The 16,749-nt window shown below is 48.6% G+C and carries 13 protein-coding genes; 8 read left to right on the top strand and 5 right to left on the bottom strand.

Annotated features, from left to right (window positions below):
- Positions 1–253: 253 nt before the first annotated feature.
- Both E0E47_RS03685 and E0E47_RS03690 read left to right on the top strand, forming a co-directional pair.
- Positions 254–1,957, top strand: coding sequence for a glutamine--tRNA ligase/YqeY domain fusion protein (locus tag E0E47_RS03685; protein WP_130892921.1), 1,704 nt, complete (start codon positions 254–256; stop codon positions 1,955–1,957).
- Position 1,958: 1 nt separating this feature from the next.
- The gene (locus E0E47_RS03690; protein ID WP_008625242.1) at positions 1,959–3,434 is read left to right on the top strand and encodes a tetratricopeptide repeat protein; all 1,476 of its coding nucleotides are present in this window, start codon (positions 1,959–1,961) and stop codon (positions 3,432–3,434) included.
- A 43-nt stretch (positions 3,435–3,477) separates the two neighbouring features.
- On the opposite strand, the gene E0E47_RS03695 is transcribed toward E0E47_RS03690, so the two are convergent.
- Positions 3,478–4,539 (bottom strand): mannose-1-phosphate guanylyltransferase, encoded by a 1,062-nt coding sequence (locus E0E47_RS03695; RefSeq protein ID WP_008625244.1) that lies wholly within the window; start codon positions 4,537–4,539, stop codon positions 3,478–3,480.
- Between the two features lie 145 nt (positions 4,540–4,684).
- On the opposite strand from E0E47_RS03695, the gene thiD reads away from it, so the two are divergent.
- The 4 genes from thiD to fldA all read left to right on the top strand — a co-directional run bounded on the left by thiD (position 4,685) and on the right by fldA (position 8,915).
- Positions 4,685–5,503 (top strand): bifunctional hydroxymethylpyrimidine kinase/phosphomethylpyrimidine kinase, encoded by an 819-nt coding sequence (gene thiD / locus E0E47_RS03700; RefSeq protein WP_008625246.1) that lies wholly within the window; start codon positions 4,685–4,687, stop codon positions 5,501–5,503.
- A 63-nt stretch (positions 5,504–5,566) separates the two neighbouring features.
- Positions 5,567–6,466: an ACP S-malonyltransferase gene (gene fabD, locus E0E47_RS03705; RefSeq protein ID WP_130892922.1), complete on the top strand. Its 900-nt coding sequence runs from the start codon at positions 5,567–5,569 to the stop codon at positions 6,464–6,466.
- A gap of 77 nt (positions 6,467–6,543) precedes the next feature.
- Entirely contained in the window at positions 6,544–8,235 is a 1,692-nt protein-coding gene (locus E0E47_RS03710; protein ID WP_130892923.1) for an alpha-amylase family protein, read from the top strand.
- A gap of 173 nt (positions 8,236–8,408) precedes the next feature.
- Entirely contained in the window at positions 8,409–8,915 is a 507-nt protein-coding gene (gene fldA / locus E0E47_RS03715; protein WP_008625251.1) for a flavodoxin FldA, read from the top strand.
- A 262-nt stretch (positions 8,916–9,177) separates the two neighbouring features.
- On the opposite strand, the gene E0E47_RS03720 is transcribed toward fldA, so the two are convergent.
- Genes E0E47_RS03720 through serB form a run of 3 tightly spaced genes read right to left on the bottom strand, consistent with a single transcriptional unit; the run spans position 9,178 to position 11,740 of the window.
- Positions 9,178–9,660, bottom strand: a complete 483-nt coding sequence (locus tag E0E47_RS03720) for an alanyl-tRNA editing protein (RefSeq protein WP_130892924.1) — start codon at positions 9,658–9,660, stop codon at positions 9,178–9,180.
- Positions 9,657–10,499 carry a hypothetical protein gene (locus E0E47_RS03725; protein WP_172604646.1) on the bottom strand — a complete coding sequence of 281 codons (843 nt, stop codon included), beginning with the start codon at positions 10,497–10,499 and terminating at the stop codon, positions 9,657–9,659. The genes E0E47_RS03720 and E0E47_RS03725 overlap by 4 nt, the downstream gene beginning before the upstream one ends.
- Positions 10,500–10,504: 5 nt before the next feature.
- Entirely contained in the window at positions 10,505–11,740 is a 1,236-nt protein-coding gene (gene serB / locus E0E47_RS03730; RefSeq protein WP_118147835.1) for a phosphoserine phosphatase SerB, read from the bottom strand.
- 299 nt (positions 11,741–12,039) lie between these two features.
- On the opposite strand from serB, the gene E0E47_RS03735 reads away from it, so the two are divergent.
- On the top strand, positions 12,040–13,656 hold the full coding sequence (locus tag E0E47_RS03735) for an RluA family pseudouridine synthase (RefSeq protein ID WP_420873306.1): 1,617 nt from the start codon (positions 12,040–12,042) through the stop codon (positions 13,654–13,656).
- A gap of 25 nt (positions 13,657–13,681) precedes the next feature.
- Here the strand turns inward: E0E47_RS03735 and E0E47_RS03740 are convergent, their stop codons facing one another.
- Entirely contained in the window at positions 13,682–14,701 is a 1,020-nt protein-coding gene (locus tag E0E47_RS03740; protein ID WP_040602562.1) for an aldo/keto reductase, read from the bottom strand.
- Between the two features lie 124 nt (positions 14,702–14,825).
- Between E0E47_RS03740 and E0E47_RS03745 the strand changes: the two genes are divergently transcribed.
- On the top strand, positions 14,826–16,397 hold the full coding sequence (locus E0E47_RS03745; protein WP_130892926.1) for a glycoside hydrolase family 30 protein: 1,572 nt from the start codon (positions 14,826–14,828) through the stop codon (positions 16,395–16,397).
- The last annotated feature ends 352 nt before the right edge of the window (positions 16,398–16,749 follow it).

The following is a 16,749-nucleotide window of genomic DNA, read 5'->3' on the forward strand; positions in this document are numbered from 1 at the left end:
CATAATCTCATATAGGTATTAGTTTTTTTTAAGGTAAAAAGATTGTTTTCAGAATAACTTTTGCAAATATCGGGTTTTCTAGCCAACTACACAAATAAAAAAGGATGTTTCTTAGCATAAAAAAGAGCATTCACTTTATTCTCTTTAAAAAACTCTTCTTATACCTTATTATTATAGGAAATACGAAAGTGATTTCCATTTTTTAATAGTATCTTTGCAAGCATTATTGATAATTACGCAAAACAGATTGGTTATGACTGAAACAACTCATGCTGAATCATCAGAAAAGAAAGGACTTAATTTCGTAGAAGAAATAGTGGTGGAAGACCTGAAGGCAGGCAAGAACAACGGACGACTGCAAACCCGCTTTCCACCGGAACCTAACGGGTATCTACATATCGGACATGCAAAAGCGATTTGTATGGACTTCGGCATCGCGGAAAAATACGGCGGTGTGTGTAACCTAAGATTGGATGACACAAACCCTATCAAGGAAGACACGGAATACGTAGAGGCCATCAAGGAAGACATACAGTGGTTGGGATTCAAATGGGGAAAAATCTATCATGCTTCAGACTATTTCCAACAACTGTGGGACTTTGCCGTCAGATTGATTAAAGAAGGCAAAGCCTACATCGACGAACAAAGCAGCGAACAGATTGCCGAACAAAAGGGGACACCGACGCAACCCGGTACGCCGAGTCCCTATCGTGACCGTCCCATAGAAGAAAATCTAGAGCTGTTTAACAAGATGAACAGCGGTGAGGCTGAAGAAGGTTCCATGGTGCTGCGTGCCAAGTTGGACATGGCCAACCCGAACATGCACTTCCGCGATCCCATCATTTACCGTATCATCAACAAAGAGCACCATCGCACGGGCAGCAAGTGGAAAGCCTACCCGATGTATGACTTCGCGCACGGGCAAAGCGATTATTTCGAAGGAGTGACCCACTCCATCTGTACGTTGGAGTTTGTCCCCCACCGTCCGCTCTATGACCACTTCATCAACGAATTGAAAGAAGGAAACGACTTGGCAGACCACCGTCCCCGTCAGATAGAATTCAACCGTCTGAACCTGACCTATACCGTCATGAGCAAACGCAAATTGCTTGCGTTGGTAAAAGAAGGCCTGGTAAACGGATGGGACGACCCACGAATGCCGACCCTCTGTGGGTTCCGCCGCCGTGGCTACTCTCCTGAAGCCATCCGCAAATTTATCGATATGATCGGCTACACCAAGTTCGATGCCCTGAACGACTTTGCCATGTTGGAAGCAGCCCTACGTGAGGACCTGAATGCGAGGGCAACCCGTGTCTCGGCCGTACTTAATCCCGTAAAGCTCGTGATTACCAACTATCCGGAAGGGCAAGTGGAAGAACTTGAAACCGTAAATAATCCAGAAAATGAAGCTGACGGAAGCCATATCATCGAGTTTAGCCGAGAACTGTGGATAGAACGCGAAGACTTCATGGAAGATGCTCCCAAGAAATACTTCCGCCTGACTCCCGGCAATGAAGTCCGTCTGAAAAGCGCTTACATCGTAAAGTGTACGGGATGCAAGAAAGACGAAAACGGCAACGTGACGGAGGTCTACTGTGAATACGACCCCATGTCAAAAAGCGGCATGCCCGGTTCGGACAGGAAAGTGAAAGGCACGCTCCATTGGGTGAGTTGCGGACATTGCCAACCGGCCGAAGTGCGCTTATACGACCGACTTTTCAGCATAGAGAACCCAGGAGCCGAAGAACGCGACTTCCGTGAGTTGTTGAACCCAGAGTCACTGAAAGTCCTGCCCCAATGTTATGTGGAAAAATATGCAGCGACCAAAAAGCCGCTTGAATATCTGCAGTTCCAACGCATCGGTTACTTCATGATGGACAAGGACAGTACTGCCGAACATTTGGTATTCAATCGTACCGTAGGCCTGAAAGACACATGGAGTAAGAAAAACAAATAACATGTCGACAGAAGACCTCTCGTATTTTCAAGAAGAAGAATTCAAAAAGAATCTGGCTCTTTACGAGCAGATGTTACAAGGCGGTCAGTCGGTTTATCTGGAAGCAGACGAACTGACTGACATCGCCGAGTATTATCTCGTGCAGAACGACACGGACAAAGCTATGGCGTGTATCCAATACGCCCTGAACATCCACCCCGGTAGCATCGACCCTTTGATTTTTCTGGCCCGGCAAAAGATGTTCAACGGTGACATCGAAGGTGCCAAAACCATACGCGACTGTATTACGGATCCCAATGACCGCGAAGTCATATTCCTTAACGCAGAATTGCTGTTACGCGAAGGGAAAGAACAGGAAGCCACCACATACCTGTCCGAAAAAGCCGAAACAGAAGAAGAAGATGCCGCTTTGTTTGCATACGACACGGCCACACTGTTTTTGGATTACGGCTATTTGGAACAAGCAGCTCAATGGGGACAACGAGCACTCGATATGGAACCGGACAACGAGAAGTTTTTGAAGTTCAAGGCAGACCACCTCATCTCTTCCAACCGTCCGAAAGAAGCCATCGAGATATTAAACAGTTTGTTGGACATCAACCCATACAACCTCAATGCATGGCACTCATTGGGCGAAGCCTATTTCGTATGCGAAGACTTTTCCAAGACCATGGAAACGGCTGATTTTGCATTGGCCATAGACGAGCACGACGCCCAAGCTCTTTTGCTGAAGGCCAACAGCCTGCTTCAACAACAGAATCTCGATGAAGCCCACCAACTTTATCTCCGATATTTCAAGGAACATCCGTCCAATGAAATTCCCTATCTTTTCGACGGGGTGTGCCTCTCCGCACTTGAACGCTACGACGAAGCTTTAAGCCAATTACTTAAAGCAGAAGAATTATCCCAAGGTTACTCTCCGGAGCAGCAACATATATATGCCAACCTTTCGGATGTGTACAGCAAGCTGTATGATACAGACAAAGCCTTTGAATATATCGACAAGATAAAAGAAATAAATCCGGATTACGACACAGACTTATACAAAGGGCATATCCTGATGCAAAATGCGAGAGAAAACGAAGCCCTCGAATGCTACAACACGTTTATCCAAAGCCACGAAGACCCCTCGGAGGCTCATTTCCTCGTCGGCTTGTCTTTAGTGGAAAACAAACTGTACGAAAAGGCAAGGGAACATTTCTTGTATATGCTGAATCGCGATGCTTCACAAGACGAGGAAAGCCAAAAAGCATACGCTTATTTGGCCTATTGCGCGCTGATGCAAAACCGTTATCAGGAATTCATTGCTTTCCTGAAAATTGCTTGTGAAAAAGCCCCCGAAGCATTGGAATACACCGTGGGACGATTCATCCCGGAAGAAGTGGAAGCCAAGGATTTCTATCAGTACGTCTTAACTCACAGCGACGTATTTACACACTTCAACCCGGATTCATCTGCCCCTGTAAAACCCATGTGAAAAGAAGCTTTTGCACCGTCTCTCCACATGGGTATATTTCCTCTCATTCGCTGAATTGCTTGATGCGTTGCTCTTCCGATAATTTGCAGATGAGCAAAGTATCGTTCTTTTCTGCCACAATGAAACCATCCAGACCTTGTATTACGACTTTTTTCTCCTGAGTGGTATGAATCATACAGTTATGCGTGTCATACACCGAAATGTTCTTTCCGATACAGGCATTACCATAAGCATCTTGCGGCGTATGCTCATGCAAAGAGCCCCACGTGCCTAAATCACTCCATCCGAAGTTGGCCGGAAGCACGAATATCTCTTCCACTTTCTCCATGATGGCATAATCCACCGATATATTCTCACATTTCGGGAAATCACGGTTGATGGCTTCCTGTTCCTGCTCGCTGCCATATATGGGCATAAGCTGCTCGAAAACCTGCGCGATAGCGGGCTGATACACACGGAAAGCATTGACAATCGTGCTGACGTTCCACACGAATATTCCGGCATTCCAGAAATAATTATTCTTTTGGATATATCGGCTTGCCGTGGCAAAATCAGGCTTTTCCTTAAAAGAATCCACCCGATAAATTTCCTTGTTACGTGCCGATGCAAAGCCCAAGTCAGCCTGAATATATCCGTATCCGGTTTCCGGACGGTTCGGCTTCATTCCCAAAGTCAAAATAGAGTCCGTCTCCGAGGTAAAGACCAAACCGGAAGTTATCACACGTTCAAATTCAGCCACATCCATGACGATATGATCGCTCGGTGTGACCACCACATTGGCTTTCGGATTCAACTTTTTGATACGCCAACTCACGTAAGCAATGCAAGGCGCCGTATTCCTTCGGCAAGGTTCCTTCAATATGTTAGATTCCGGAATTTCCGGTAACTGTTCACGTACAATATCCGCATAAGCTTCGGACGTCACCACCCAAATGTTTTCCGGAAAACAAATCCTTTTAAAACGATCAGCAGTCAATTGCAACAACGTACGTCCGCATCCCAATACATCGATAAACTGTTTCGGGCACTCCGGAGTACTCATCGGCCAAAAGCGGCTACCTATGCCACCAGCCATAATTACCAAATGATTATTACTTCTTTCCATGGTTCTATATTCACGAGAATAAGTTAAGTCACAAAATTACAACTATTTTTCTAAATCCATGCATAAATATACACGATATTTTCATCTTCTTTTTCTTTGTTTTATTTGCACGCAGCCAAACATTCGCGTACTTTTGCACATACAAATGAAATATACCACCATTTTAAGCATCGCCGGTTCCGATTGTAGCGGAGGAGCCGGCATTCAGGCAGACATCAAGACGATTTCCGCTTTGGGATGCTATGCTGCCAGCATCGTCACAGCCGTTACCGTACAAAATACATGCGGAGTGAAAAACGTATATCCTATTCCGGCTCAAATTGTCAAGGAACAAATACAGGCCATAACCGAGGATATGCAAATAGATGCCTTGAAAATAGGAATGGTGACGGACGAAAGCATCATAGCGGTCATTGCGGATTTCTTATCAGCCAACTGCTTCCCGGTCGTCTTCGATCCAGTCTTAGTCTCAAGTAGCGGCTACTCTTTGGTAGCCCCCGAAGCGTTGCATGCCATGTGTGACCGTTTAATCCCCCATTGCACTTTAATGACCCCCAACCTGCCGGAAGCCGAAATACTGTCCGGTATCCCTATCCGGGACATAGAAGATATGGCAAACGCCGGACGGCATATCCTTACTTACGGTTGTCGGTCCGTATTAATTAAAGGAGGACATTTGGACGGGGGCGATATGACGGATATTCTGGTCTGCGGCAATACTCCGGAAGACATTCACCGCTACCACTCCGCCAAAATAAACTCCGCTAATACCCACGGAACCGGATGCACGCTTTCTTCTGCTATTGCGGCTTACATCGGCCAAGGCGTCTCCTTACCGGAAGCTGTCGGTTTAGGGAAAAAATACCTCACGGATGCCCTGTTTTACGGAAAAGATGTCACCATCGGAAAAGGACACGGCCCGTTAAATCACTTTTTTAATCCCAAAAAGCTGATGATTAAGTAAGTTTTTATTAAATTTGCAACCAGATTGATGAACAAACATACATTTAGATAAGATTTAAATTATATGAAAGCATTTGTATTTCCCGGACAGGGAGCACAATTTGTAGGTATGGGCAAAGACCTGTACGACAACAATCCGTTGGCAAAAGAACTATTTGAAAAGGCAAACGATATTTTAGGATTCCGCATTACGGATATCATGTTCAGCGGCACGGACGAGGAGTTGAAACAGACAAAAGTGACGCAACCCGCCGTATTCCTCCATTCTGTCATTTCAGCTTTGTGTATGGGAGAAAACTTCACTCCGGACATGGTGGCCGGTCATTCATTAGGAGAATTTTCTGCGTTGGTAGCAGCCGGTGCCCTGAACTTTGAGGATGGTCTGAAATTGGTTTACGCCCGTGCCATGGCCATGCAAAAGGCATGCGAGGCTGCCCCTTCTACGATGGCGGCCATTGTAGGCTTGGATGATGCCACGATTGAGAACGTCTGCGCGGAAATCAATACGGAAAACAATGTAGTGGTTCCGGCCAATTATAATTGCCCCGGACAGTTGGTCATCAGCGGCAATGTGGAAGCTGTCAAGGCTGCATGCGAAAAACTGAAAGCAGCCGGTGCCAAGCGTGCACTCTTGTTGCCGGTGGGCGGTGCGTTCCACTCTCCTTTGATGCAACCGGCCAAAGACGAACTGCAAGCAGCCATAGAGGCAACTACGTTCAATACGCCTAAATGTGCCGTATACCAAAACGTAGATGCACAGGCTCATACGGATGCAGAAGAAATCAAAGCCAACTTGATTGCCCAACTCACAGCTTCTGTTCGTTGGACGCAAGAGGTGCAGAACATGATTGCAGCCGGTGCCACGGATTTCACGGAGTGCGGTCCGGGCAAAGTCCTGCAAGGCATGATCGGAAAGATTGCTAAAGGAAATGATGCCGTGACAGCACATGGTATCCAAGCATAAACCAACTTGAACAGCTATCCCCTTGCCTTGGAAAAAACGGCAAGGGGATTTTCATTAACGACTAATCCATTTGATATATGAAAAACAAGATGATTATTTATCAGGTGTTCACCCGCCTTTTCGGAAACGACAAGACGGCATGCACCCCCCACGGCAGCAAGACAGAGAACGGATGCGGGCACTTCGCTGATTTTACCCAAAAAGCATTAACGGAAATCCAAAAGCTTGGAGCAACGCATATTTGGTATACAGGGGTCATTGCACATGCCACACAAACCGACTATACCTCATACGGAATTCCGTCCGATCATCCTGCCATTGTAAAAGGAAAAGCCGGTTCCCCATACGCCATTAAAGACTATTATGACGTAGACCCGGACTTGGCCATAAAACCCGAGAAACGGATGAAGGAGTTTCAAAACCTGATATACCGTACGCATGATGCCGGTTTGAAAGTCATCATCGACTTCGTGCCCAATCATGTGGCACGCCAATATCAATCCGCCAACAGACCTGAAGGCGTGAAAGATCTCGGGGAAGAGGATGACCAAACCCTATCCTTTTCTCCTCAAAACAACTTTTATTATATTCCCGGACACCCGTTTCAACCTGGCTTCGACCTGCAAGGCGGTGCACCGTCCCCATACGAAGAATGTCCGGCCAAAGCTACAGGCAATGATAATTTTTCCCCCTCTCCGGGACGCAACGACTGGTATGAAACGATAAAGCTGAACTATGGAATAGATTATTGCAATGGAGGAGAACGGCACTTCGACCCGATACCTTCCACATGGTTTAAGATGCGTGACATCCTGCTGTTTTGGGCCGGAAAAGGCATAGACGGCTTCCGTTGCGATATGGCAGAGATGGTTCCTGTCGAATTTTGGGCATGGGCCATTCCGCAAGTCAAGTGCCACTACCCTTCTCTTGTATTCATTGCCGAGGTATATAACCCGAACGAATACCGCAACTACATCTATAAAGGAGGATTTGACTATTTATATGACAAGGTCGGATTATACGACACGCTCCGCGGAGTCGTTTGCGGCTATGCCTCTGCGCGTCAGATTACAGGATGTTGGCAAAACGTAGACGACATCAAAGACCGCATGCTGAACTTCCTCGAAAACCACGATGAGCAACGATTGGCCTCTGATTTCTTTGCAGGAAATGCAGAAAAAGGCCGTCCGGCCCTATTGGTCAGCGCATGTATGGGGAAAAATCCCATGATGATTTACTTCGGACAAGAATTAGGCGAACGGGGTATGGACGCGGAAGGATTCAGCGGCAAAGACGGGCGTACCACGATTTTCGACTATTGGCATGTAGATACCATCAGGCGGTGGCGTAACAAAGGTAAATTTGACACCGGTAAACTCACAGCCCAGGAACTTGCCTTGCAGGCATTCTATACCCAAGTGCTTAGATTATGCAACAGAGAAAGAGCTTTGAGGGAAGGGGATTTCTATGACCTGATGTACGCCAATAACGGCTCGGACCTGTTTAATGCCGACAAATGTTATGCTTTTGTCCGGCGTAAAGACAAAGACCTGCTGATTGTCCTTGCCAACTTCGAGGATTCCGAGAAACATACAGCTGCCAACCTTCCCCACCATTTATTCGAATTTTTCCAAATCCAAGAAAAAGGAGAGGTCATAGCAACTGAACTTCTAAGTGGAGATAAAGAATGTATCACGTTCAATGCTAATCAATGCGTACTAACGGACATACCTGCATATAGTGGCAAAATCTTAAAAATCAAGCTATAGTAGCTAAAAAGTAGCCGACGGGAAGTCCAAGGTCATTATTATAGAGTAAAGCGGGAACCTGCAAAATCACCAAATCCGGCGATTGCAGGTTCCCGCTTTACGTTCTACCTTTGCAGTGACAGAAGAAAACAATATGCCATTAATAAACGATTAAACAAAACTACAACAACGAGATGAAAAAAATGACTATTTATTATGGTTCCACCACAGGAACTTGCGAAACCTTGGCCTCCAGTATCGCACAAGCACTGGGCATGAGTAACGACAACGTGCACAACGTAACAGAAATGACCAAGGAAGATCTGGAGAATAACGATGTGCTGATTCTCGGTTCGTCCACATGGGGATGCGGAGACCTGCAAGATGATTGGTACGACGGAGTAGAGATTCTGAAGAAAGCCGACTTGACAGGTAAAAAGGTAGCCCTTTTCGCTTGCGGTGACGGAGAGTCATACGGCGACACATTCTGCGAAGCCATGACCCATATCCACGATGCCTTGGCTGATAGCGGCTGTACCTTCATTGGGAAAGTCCTGACTGCAGACTATACGTTTACTTCTTCTACAGCCGTGGACGGCGATGATTTCATCGGTCTGGCACTTGACGACGTGAACGAGAGTGACAAGAGCGAAGCCCGAATTGCAAACTGGGCTAAGCAAATTGAAGCGGAAATGGCTTAAAGCATACTTAAAAACAAGTAAAGGGCTATAAGGTTGCGACCTGGATAATCATAGATTTTAGCTATTGCAAGACTTTAAATTATCACTTAATTTTGCAACCACAAACGAAACATTCACCCATGGACGCATTATCCGAGAGAAACAGACATAAATGTATCATAATAACCACTTTTCATACAATTTCTTTATATCGTTTTGGATTTAAATTTGGGATTAGGCTCTCGTGAGAGAGCCTTTTTCTATACCTGTCCGTTTGCAGGAACTATTCCCAAACCGCATCCAACAGTTTGAACACAATCCGGAATTGTCCGTCCTTGTAGTTCGTGCTGTTGATATGGAACCGGCCAATCTGTGCCGTATGTTCCACATGGGCACCGATACAGGCGCAGACATCATAATCCCCAACCCTGACCAAGCGCAAGGTATCCTCCGCAGCATCGGGTAATTTGTCGAGCGGAACGTTGTTGGGAACAGCATCACGCGATACGTAGGCGTATGTCACCGGTAAATCAGCCGCAATGACTTCATTCACTTTCCGGGCTATCTCTGCAATCTGCTCTTCCGTCGGCTCATCCGCCAAATCATAGTTAATCTTACTTTTTTTCCGCTCAATATGTGCATTCCCCGACCGTTCGCAACCGAACATCCTGACCATCGTTTGGTTCAGGATATGCTCACAAGTGTGCATCGGAGGGTATTCCAACTTGTTATGGGCATTTAAAGCCACTTCCTTTTCTGTTGTCATTCGTTTCTTTTAATATATTTGTTGAATAAGTCCATACGCAGTCCACCACATTTCACCTTCACGACATGATGTTCGTCCGTCAAGAAACAAGTAGGCGTACCTTGCGCCCCGTATTTTATTTTCATGGGGCTGTCGTCCAACTTAAAATCTGACACAAAAACAAAATCAAAAGGATATGCTTTTTTAACCTCTTGCAAGTCTTTCAATGAGCTGCATGGCCAATAGACCACAATCTGCAAATCTTCCAAAGATGTCTGCCTCCGTAAAAGTTCCAATTCCTTACGACCGCCTTCTCCCATGCACCCCAATCCACCATAAAGCAGCAACACTTGTCGCCCCTTCAGTCCGCGCCAATCAAAGACATTCCCGTCATCCCGATAGCAAGGAAACTCCCATAGGCTATCCTTTTCCTCAATCTGCCGCATACGGATATGTTCCTGAATGTTCCTTCCATAAAAAGACTCGCGCATACCCGTGCCCAACGTATCCAAGATATGTACAAGCACTTTTTTAGGAATATCCAACCGGCACATGTACAGACGCTGCAAACCACTGGGCGTAGAAGCATATTCCATAGCCAACTCCCGGTTTCTTTTTAACGTAGCATCATAAAAGGAATTAAATGCAGCCTGCAAACTATCCTGCATCTCGGGATATTTGTCCCATAATGCAGCCATCTCCTGATGACGCTGTTCGTACGCTTCCCACAGCATGCTATCCTTTCGCAGATACTCTTTCTCCCTCTCCATGTCCTGCGCAACCGAATTTCCAACCGAGAGACCCAAAAATCCCCAAAGGAACAACAAACTTTTTAACTTTATGATACCACGTTTCTCCATCAGTATTACAGTTTCCCCCGTTCTTCCAGATAAGAATCCTTGAATCCTAAGAAGTACAGCACCCCATCAAGCCCCATTGTGTTGATGGACTGCTTCGCATTCGCCACCACACGAGGCTTGGCATGGAATGCAATTCCTAGCCCGGCTTCAGAAAGCATGGGCAAGTCGTTGGCTCCGTCGCCCACGGCAATCGTCTGAGCCAGATGCACATGTTCCACTTGGGCAATAAGCTTCAACAATTCGGCTTTACGGCGACCGTCTACAATTTCGCCCACATAACGTCCCGTCAGTTTACCGTCCTCTATTTCCAACTCATTGGCATACACATAGTCTATGTCATATTTGTTCTTCAGGTAATTGCCGAAATAAGTGAACCCACCCGAGAGAATGGCTATTTTGTAACCATACTGTTTCAATACAAACATCAGACGGTCGACTCCTTCCGTAATGGGCAAATGCTGAGCGATATCTTCCATGACCGACACATCCAACCCTTTCAGCAAAGCCACCCGTTGGGTGAAACTTTCCTTAAAGTCTATCTCCCCACGCATGGCCCGCTCGGTAATGGCCCTTACTTGTTCACCTACTCCGGCACGGTCGGCCAGTTCGTCGATGACTTCCGTCTCAATCAAAGTGGAATCCATATCAAAACAAATCAGGCGGCGCATGCGGCGGTACATGTTGTCCAACTGGAATGAGAAATCCATCTCCAGTTCACTGGACAACTTCAACAGTTCCGATTGCATGGCCGCACGGTCTTTCGGTGTACCCCGTACGGAAAACTCGATGCAAGCCCGTATGTTTTCCCGCTGTTCGTCCAATGGAATACGCCCGGTGAGACGCTTGATGGCATCGATGTTCAGCCCTTGTTCGGCCAACACCGAAGTGACGGCCTGTATCTGCAAAGCCGACAACTTGCGTCCCAACAAAGTCAGGATATAACGGTTCTTGCCCTGCATGTTCACCCAGTCCACATATTCGTCTTTCTTCACCGGATAGAAACGGATGTTCACGCCCAATTCCGAAGCCTTGAACAGCAAATCCCGCATCACATGCCCGGAGTATTCCTCTGCCGCACGAACCAACAAGCCCAAAGTCAACGTATTGTGTATGTCGGCCTGGCCGATGTCGAGTACCGTCACGTCATACCGGGCTAAAATCCCCATGATGGAGGAGGTCAGTCCGGGACGGTCTTCACCCGTTATTCTTATCAGTATCAATTCCGTATTCGAAGATTCCATAGCTTTATATCCATTTAATACCTGCAAAACTACACAAAAAAGGAGAAAACACAAAGGATACGGACGGAATGCCGGAAAGATTCTGCCCCATTCACCCATCTAAAAGGTATAAGCCACTTTATCCGGCTACAAGTTGGCATTAAAGTAAAGGAAAACTCCCCACCGCTTCAAAAATCCAATTCTGCCCCTCGCGGTTCTTTATTTTTGGTGTAACTTTGTAAACGAAAACAAGGTTCCGAAAATGACAAACAAAGCCTGATCGGGACACGAACCAAGCCACAATGAAAGAAACAGCCTCCATATTCCATCCCTTTACGCCCCAACCGGAAATATCGGACATTCCAGACATGTTTACCTGTCCGTTCCACTACGAACCGCACCCTTTATCCGTATGCGCGGCCGAAGAAGTGTGCCGCTATCTCACGCTCCGCACCGACTGGAAAACGGAACTGGACAAAGGAAAAATGTTTGGCGTATTAGTCGTGCAGAAAGATGGAAAGACAGGCTTCTTGGCGGCTTATTCCGGCATTCTTTGCGGTCGCAACGACCACGGCTTCTTCGTACCGCCCGTTTTTGATTTGTTGCAGCCGGACGGTTTTTTCAAGACAGAAGAAGCACAAATATCCCAAATAAACCACCGTATCGGAATGTTGGAACATAGCGATATGCGTGTCGCACTGCTCCAACAGGCTGCCGACAGGAAAGCAGCCGGCGAACAGGCATTGAAAGAAGCTCGCGACGCATTGAAAAAAGCCAAACGGCAAAGGGATTTGTTACGGGCATCAGACCGCAACGACTTCACGGAAGAACAGCTCACCCGTGAAAGCCAGTTCCTGAAAGCTGAATACAAACGGTTGGAAAAGCAATGGAAAGCCAAACTCGAAGAGGTTGAAACTGCCCTGAAACGGTCCAATGAAGAAATAGAGGCGCTGAAAACCGAACGGAAACACCGCTCCATCCTGCTGCAAAATTGGCTTTTCGCCCAATTCCGCATGCTGAACGCACGGGGGGAGGAGAAAGACCTGTGGCAAATTTTCCGGGAACACGGGCGGACCGTACCGCCATCGGGTGCCGGAGAGTGTGCCGCCCCCAAATTGCTGCAATATGCCTACCGTCACGGCTACCGTCCTTTGGCCATGGCCGAATTCTGGTGGGGGGCTTCGCCGGAAACGGAAATACGCAAACACGGTTACTACTATCCGGCATGCAAAAGCAAATGCGAGCCGATACTCGGCCACATGTTACAGGGGCTGGATGTGGAACCCAACGCCCATGAAAGCAGCAAGCACCTTGACCACGAACCGGAACTCGTCTACGAAGACGAATGGATGGTTGCAGTCAACAAACCGGCCGGCATGCTTTCCGTACCCGGCAAGGGCGATGCTCCTTCCGTATGGAGTTGGGCGCGTGCGCATTTTCCTGAGGCCACGGGGCCGCTCTTAGTACACCGTCTGGACATGGACACCTCGGGAGTGCTCCTCATTGCCAAAGACCCGGAAACGCACCGGCAGTTGCAACAACTGTTTGAAACGCGGCACATCAAAAAAAGGTACGTCGCTTTGCTCGACGGTACGGTAACGGACGACGAAGGCTTTATCCGTCTTCCCCTCTGCCCCAACCCGGACGACCGCCCACGGCAAATGGTGAGCACGGCACACGGCAAAGCCGCCGTCACGCGCTTCGAGGTCTTGTCGCGCAGCTGCGGCCAAACCCGCGTGGCTTTCTATCCCCTCACGGGGCGCACCCACCAGTTGCGGGTGCATGCCGCCCATCCGGAAGGATTGGACACCCCTATCGTAGGCGACAACCTGTATGGCCGTCGGGCCTCCCGCCTCTTCCTGCATGCCGAGACCGTGGCCTTCCGCCATTTCAAGACCGGACGTTGGGTCAGCATTACGGCACCTGCCCCGTTCTGACGGGAGGAAAGGCACCAACCGGTGCTCACTGCCCGCCGTCAGGCGTATGGCAAATGGCTTCAATCCGATCCAATTCCTCTTTCGAGAAATCCACTTTCCGCAAGGCCTTCAGGTTGTCTTCGAGTTGTGCCACGGAACTTGCCCCGATAATAACGGATGTAACCAGTTCGTCCTTCAAAACCCAAGCCAAGGACATTTCGGCCAACGTCTGCCCCCGCTCTGCGGCCACCCGATCCAAGGCTTTGATTTTCCCCAAGACCGCCTCTGTCAGTACCTCGCGTTTCAAGAAACGCCCTTGTGCCATGCGCGAATCTTCGGGCACGCCTTGCAGATAGCGGGACGTGAGCAAACCTTGTGCCAACGGTGAAAAAGCAATAAACCCAACCCCGTACGCCCGGGCCTGTCCCAAAATGCCCTCCTCTTCCGGAGCGCGGTCGAACAGGTTGTAACGCCCTTGATACAACAGGCAATGCACGTCGCGCGCTTCCAAATAACGGTAAGCCTCTTCGGCCTTGCCGGCCGGATATTTGGAAAGCCCCACGTATAATGCTTTTCCTTGTCGCACGATGTCCACCAACGCCTGCATCGTTTCCTCCAACGGTGTCTCTGGGTCGTAACGATGGGAATAGAACACGTCCACATAATCCAACCCCATACGCACGAGGCTCTGGTCGAGACTGGCCATGAGCGACTTGCGGCTTCCCCAGTTCCCGTAGGGGCCGGGCCACATGTCGTAACCGGCCTTGGTCGACACAAACAGCTCGTCGCGATAAGGCTTGAAGGATTTCTTCATGATGAATCCGAAGGTCTCTTCGGCACTGCCATACGAAGGGCCGTAATTGTTCGCCAAATCGAAATGCGTGATGCCATGGTCGAAAGCATAATGCGCCATCGCCAACGAATGGGACAAAGGATTGACGTCACCGAAATTATGCCACAACCCTAAAGAAACTTCAGGAAGGAGCACGCCGCTACGCCCGCTGCGACGGTAGCGCATACCGTTTTCATACCGGTCGGATGCCGGAGAATAAATGGGATTCAACATAAACCTTATAACTGTTTTAGAAGTGTCTGGCGCAAAAATAATGAAAAAACCATAAATCCGCCTGACTCTCCCGGTAAAACTTCCTATCTTTGTCCATTATTATCACATAATAGATTTATTTCACATGAAACACACTTTCAGCGCATGTTGTTGCGCCATCCTGATTTCAATTTCCGCACAAGCGCAAAAAGGCGCTTCCCATTTCGAAATAGATACTCGTACGCCACTACAGACGATGGACGGTTTCGGGGCTTCGGATGCCTGGAGCATGCAACACATCGGCCTGTGGCCCGACAGCGTGCGGTTGCAAACGGCCGACTGGCTATTCAGTACCGAGAATGACAGCAAGGGGCAACCCCTCGGCATCGGGCTTTCGATATGGCGTTTCAACATCGGGGCAGGCAGCCATGACCAAGGACGCGAAAGCGGCATCGGCTCACATTGGATGCGCACGGGATGCTTCCTCCGGCCAGACGGCACGTACGACTGGACGCAGCAGCCCGGACAACGCAACTTCCTGCGCATGGCCCAAGAACGGGGCGTAAGGACTTTCATCGGATTTTTCAATTCGCCCCCAGTGTACTTTACCCAAAACGGACTGGCTACCAACACCGGGCGGGGCGGGACGCTGAACCTGAAAACGGAACATTACGGCGATTTTGCCCTATTCGCAGCCAACGTGGTGAAAGGGTTGGAACAGCATGACGGCATCAAGCTCTCCTACGTCTGCCCCGTCAATGAACCGGACGGCCACTGGAATTGGGTAGGCCCGAAACAGGAAGGCACACCGGCCACCAACCGTGAAATCGCCGGACTGGCACGGGCATTCAGCCAAGCGTTTACCCGGAAAGGGTTGGACACGAAAATCCTCATCAACGAATCGTCGGACTACCGTTGCATGTTCGCCACCCACATGACCGACTGGCAGAGAGGGTATGCCATCCAGTCGTTTTACTGTCCGGACAGCACGGACACTTATCTGGGCGACACCCCGAACGTGCCGCGCCTCATGGCCGGACACAGTTACTGGACCAACACTCCCTTGGAAGCCCTACGCAGCATCCGCATGCAACTGAAAGACACGTTGGACAAATACAACGTGCAATTCTGGCAAACGGAAACCTGCATCATGGGCAATGATGAAGAAATAGGCGGCGGAGGCGGTTACGACCGTACAATGAAGACAGCCTTATACGTGGCACGTATCATCCACCACGACATCGTCTATGCCGGAGCGCGAAGCTGGCAGTGGTGGCGTGCCGTGGGCGGGGACTACAAGGACGGGCTCTTGCGTGAGTTCAGCAACCGCGAGGGGACGGACGGGCGCGTGGTGGACTCCAAACTGCTTTGGGCTTTAGGCAACTACAGCCGTTTTGTCCGTCCGGGCGCCACCCGTATGGGCATTACCGCCACCGACAAGACGGGACGAGCCGTGACGGAAGGCGACACAGACCGCACGGGATTGATGTGCACCGCCTACCGGAACGCAGACGGCTCGTGGGTCATGGTCGTAGTGAATTATGCCACCGAAGAGAAAAGCATGACCTTCCACGTGGATGACCGGAAAGTAAAAAGTTGGCAACCCTACCTGACGGCCGAAGGAGCGGGAAAAAACTTGCTGCCTATCGGCAAGGTAGGCAACGGAAAACAAACCGTCATCCCTGCACGCTCGATTGTAACGTTTGTAAGCCGGTAAGACAAACATTTTGTCAGTTTTTCAAGAATCGCCATCAGGCAAAATCCGGCATTTTAGACGGTAAAAGAACAATATGTCTGAATAAAAATGCACCTGAATTGCATATATGCGCTGCCAATCCGCATATATGCAATTCATTTGGCTGAAAGCGATTTTTCATTCACAGCCAAACGGAAAAAAGTTCTCCGCAGATTGAAACGCCTATGGCTTCCACCTGCGCCAAAAACAAGAAGAAAACGGAAATAAAACATGCCGAAAACACTCCATTTTCGTCTGGCTGAAACTTTTTTGCCTACAAAAAAGAAAAACAAAAGGACAAAGAAAAACACTTTCCGCTTACAGCCATCTGAAA

Source organism: Paraprevotella xylaniphila YIT 11841, assembly GCF_900683745.1.
GTDB lineage: Bacteria > Bacteroidota > Bacteroidia > Bacteroidales > Bacteroidaceae > Paraprevotella > Paraprevotella xylaniphila.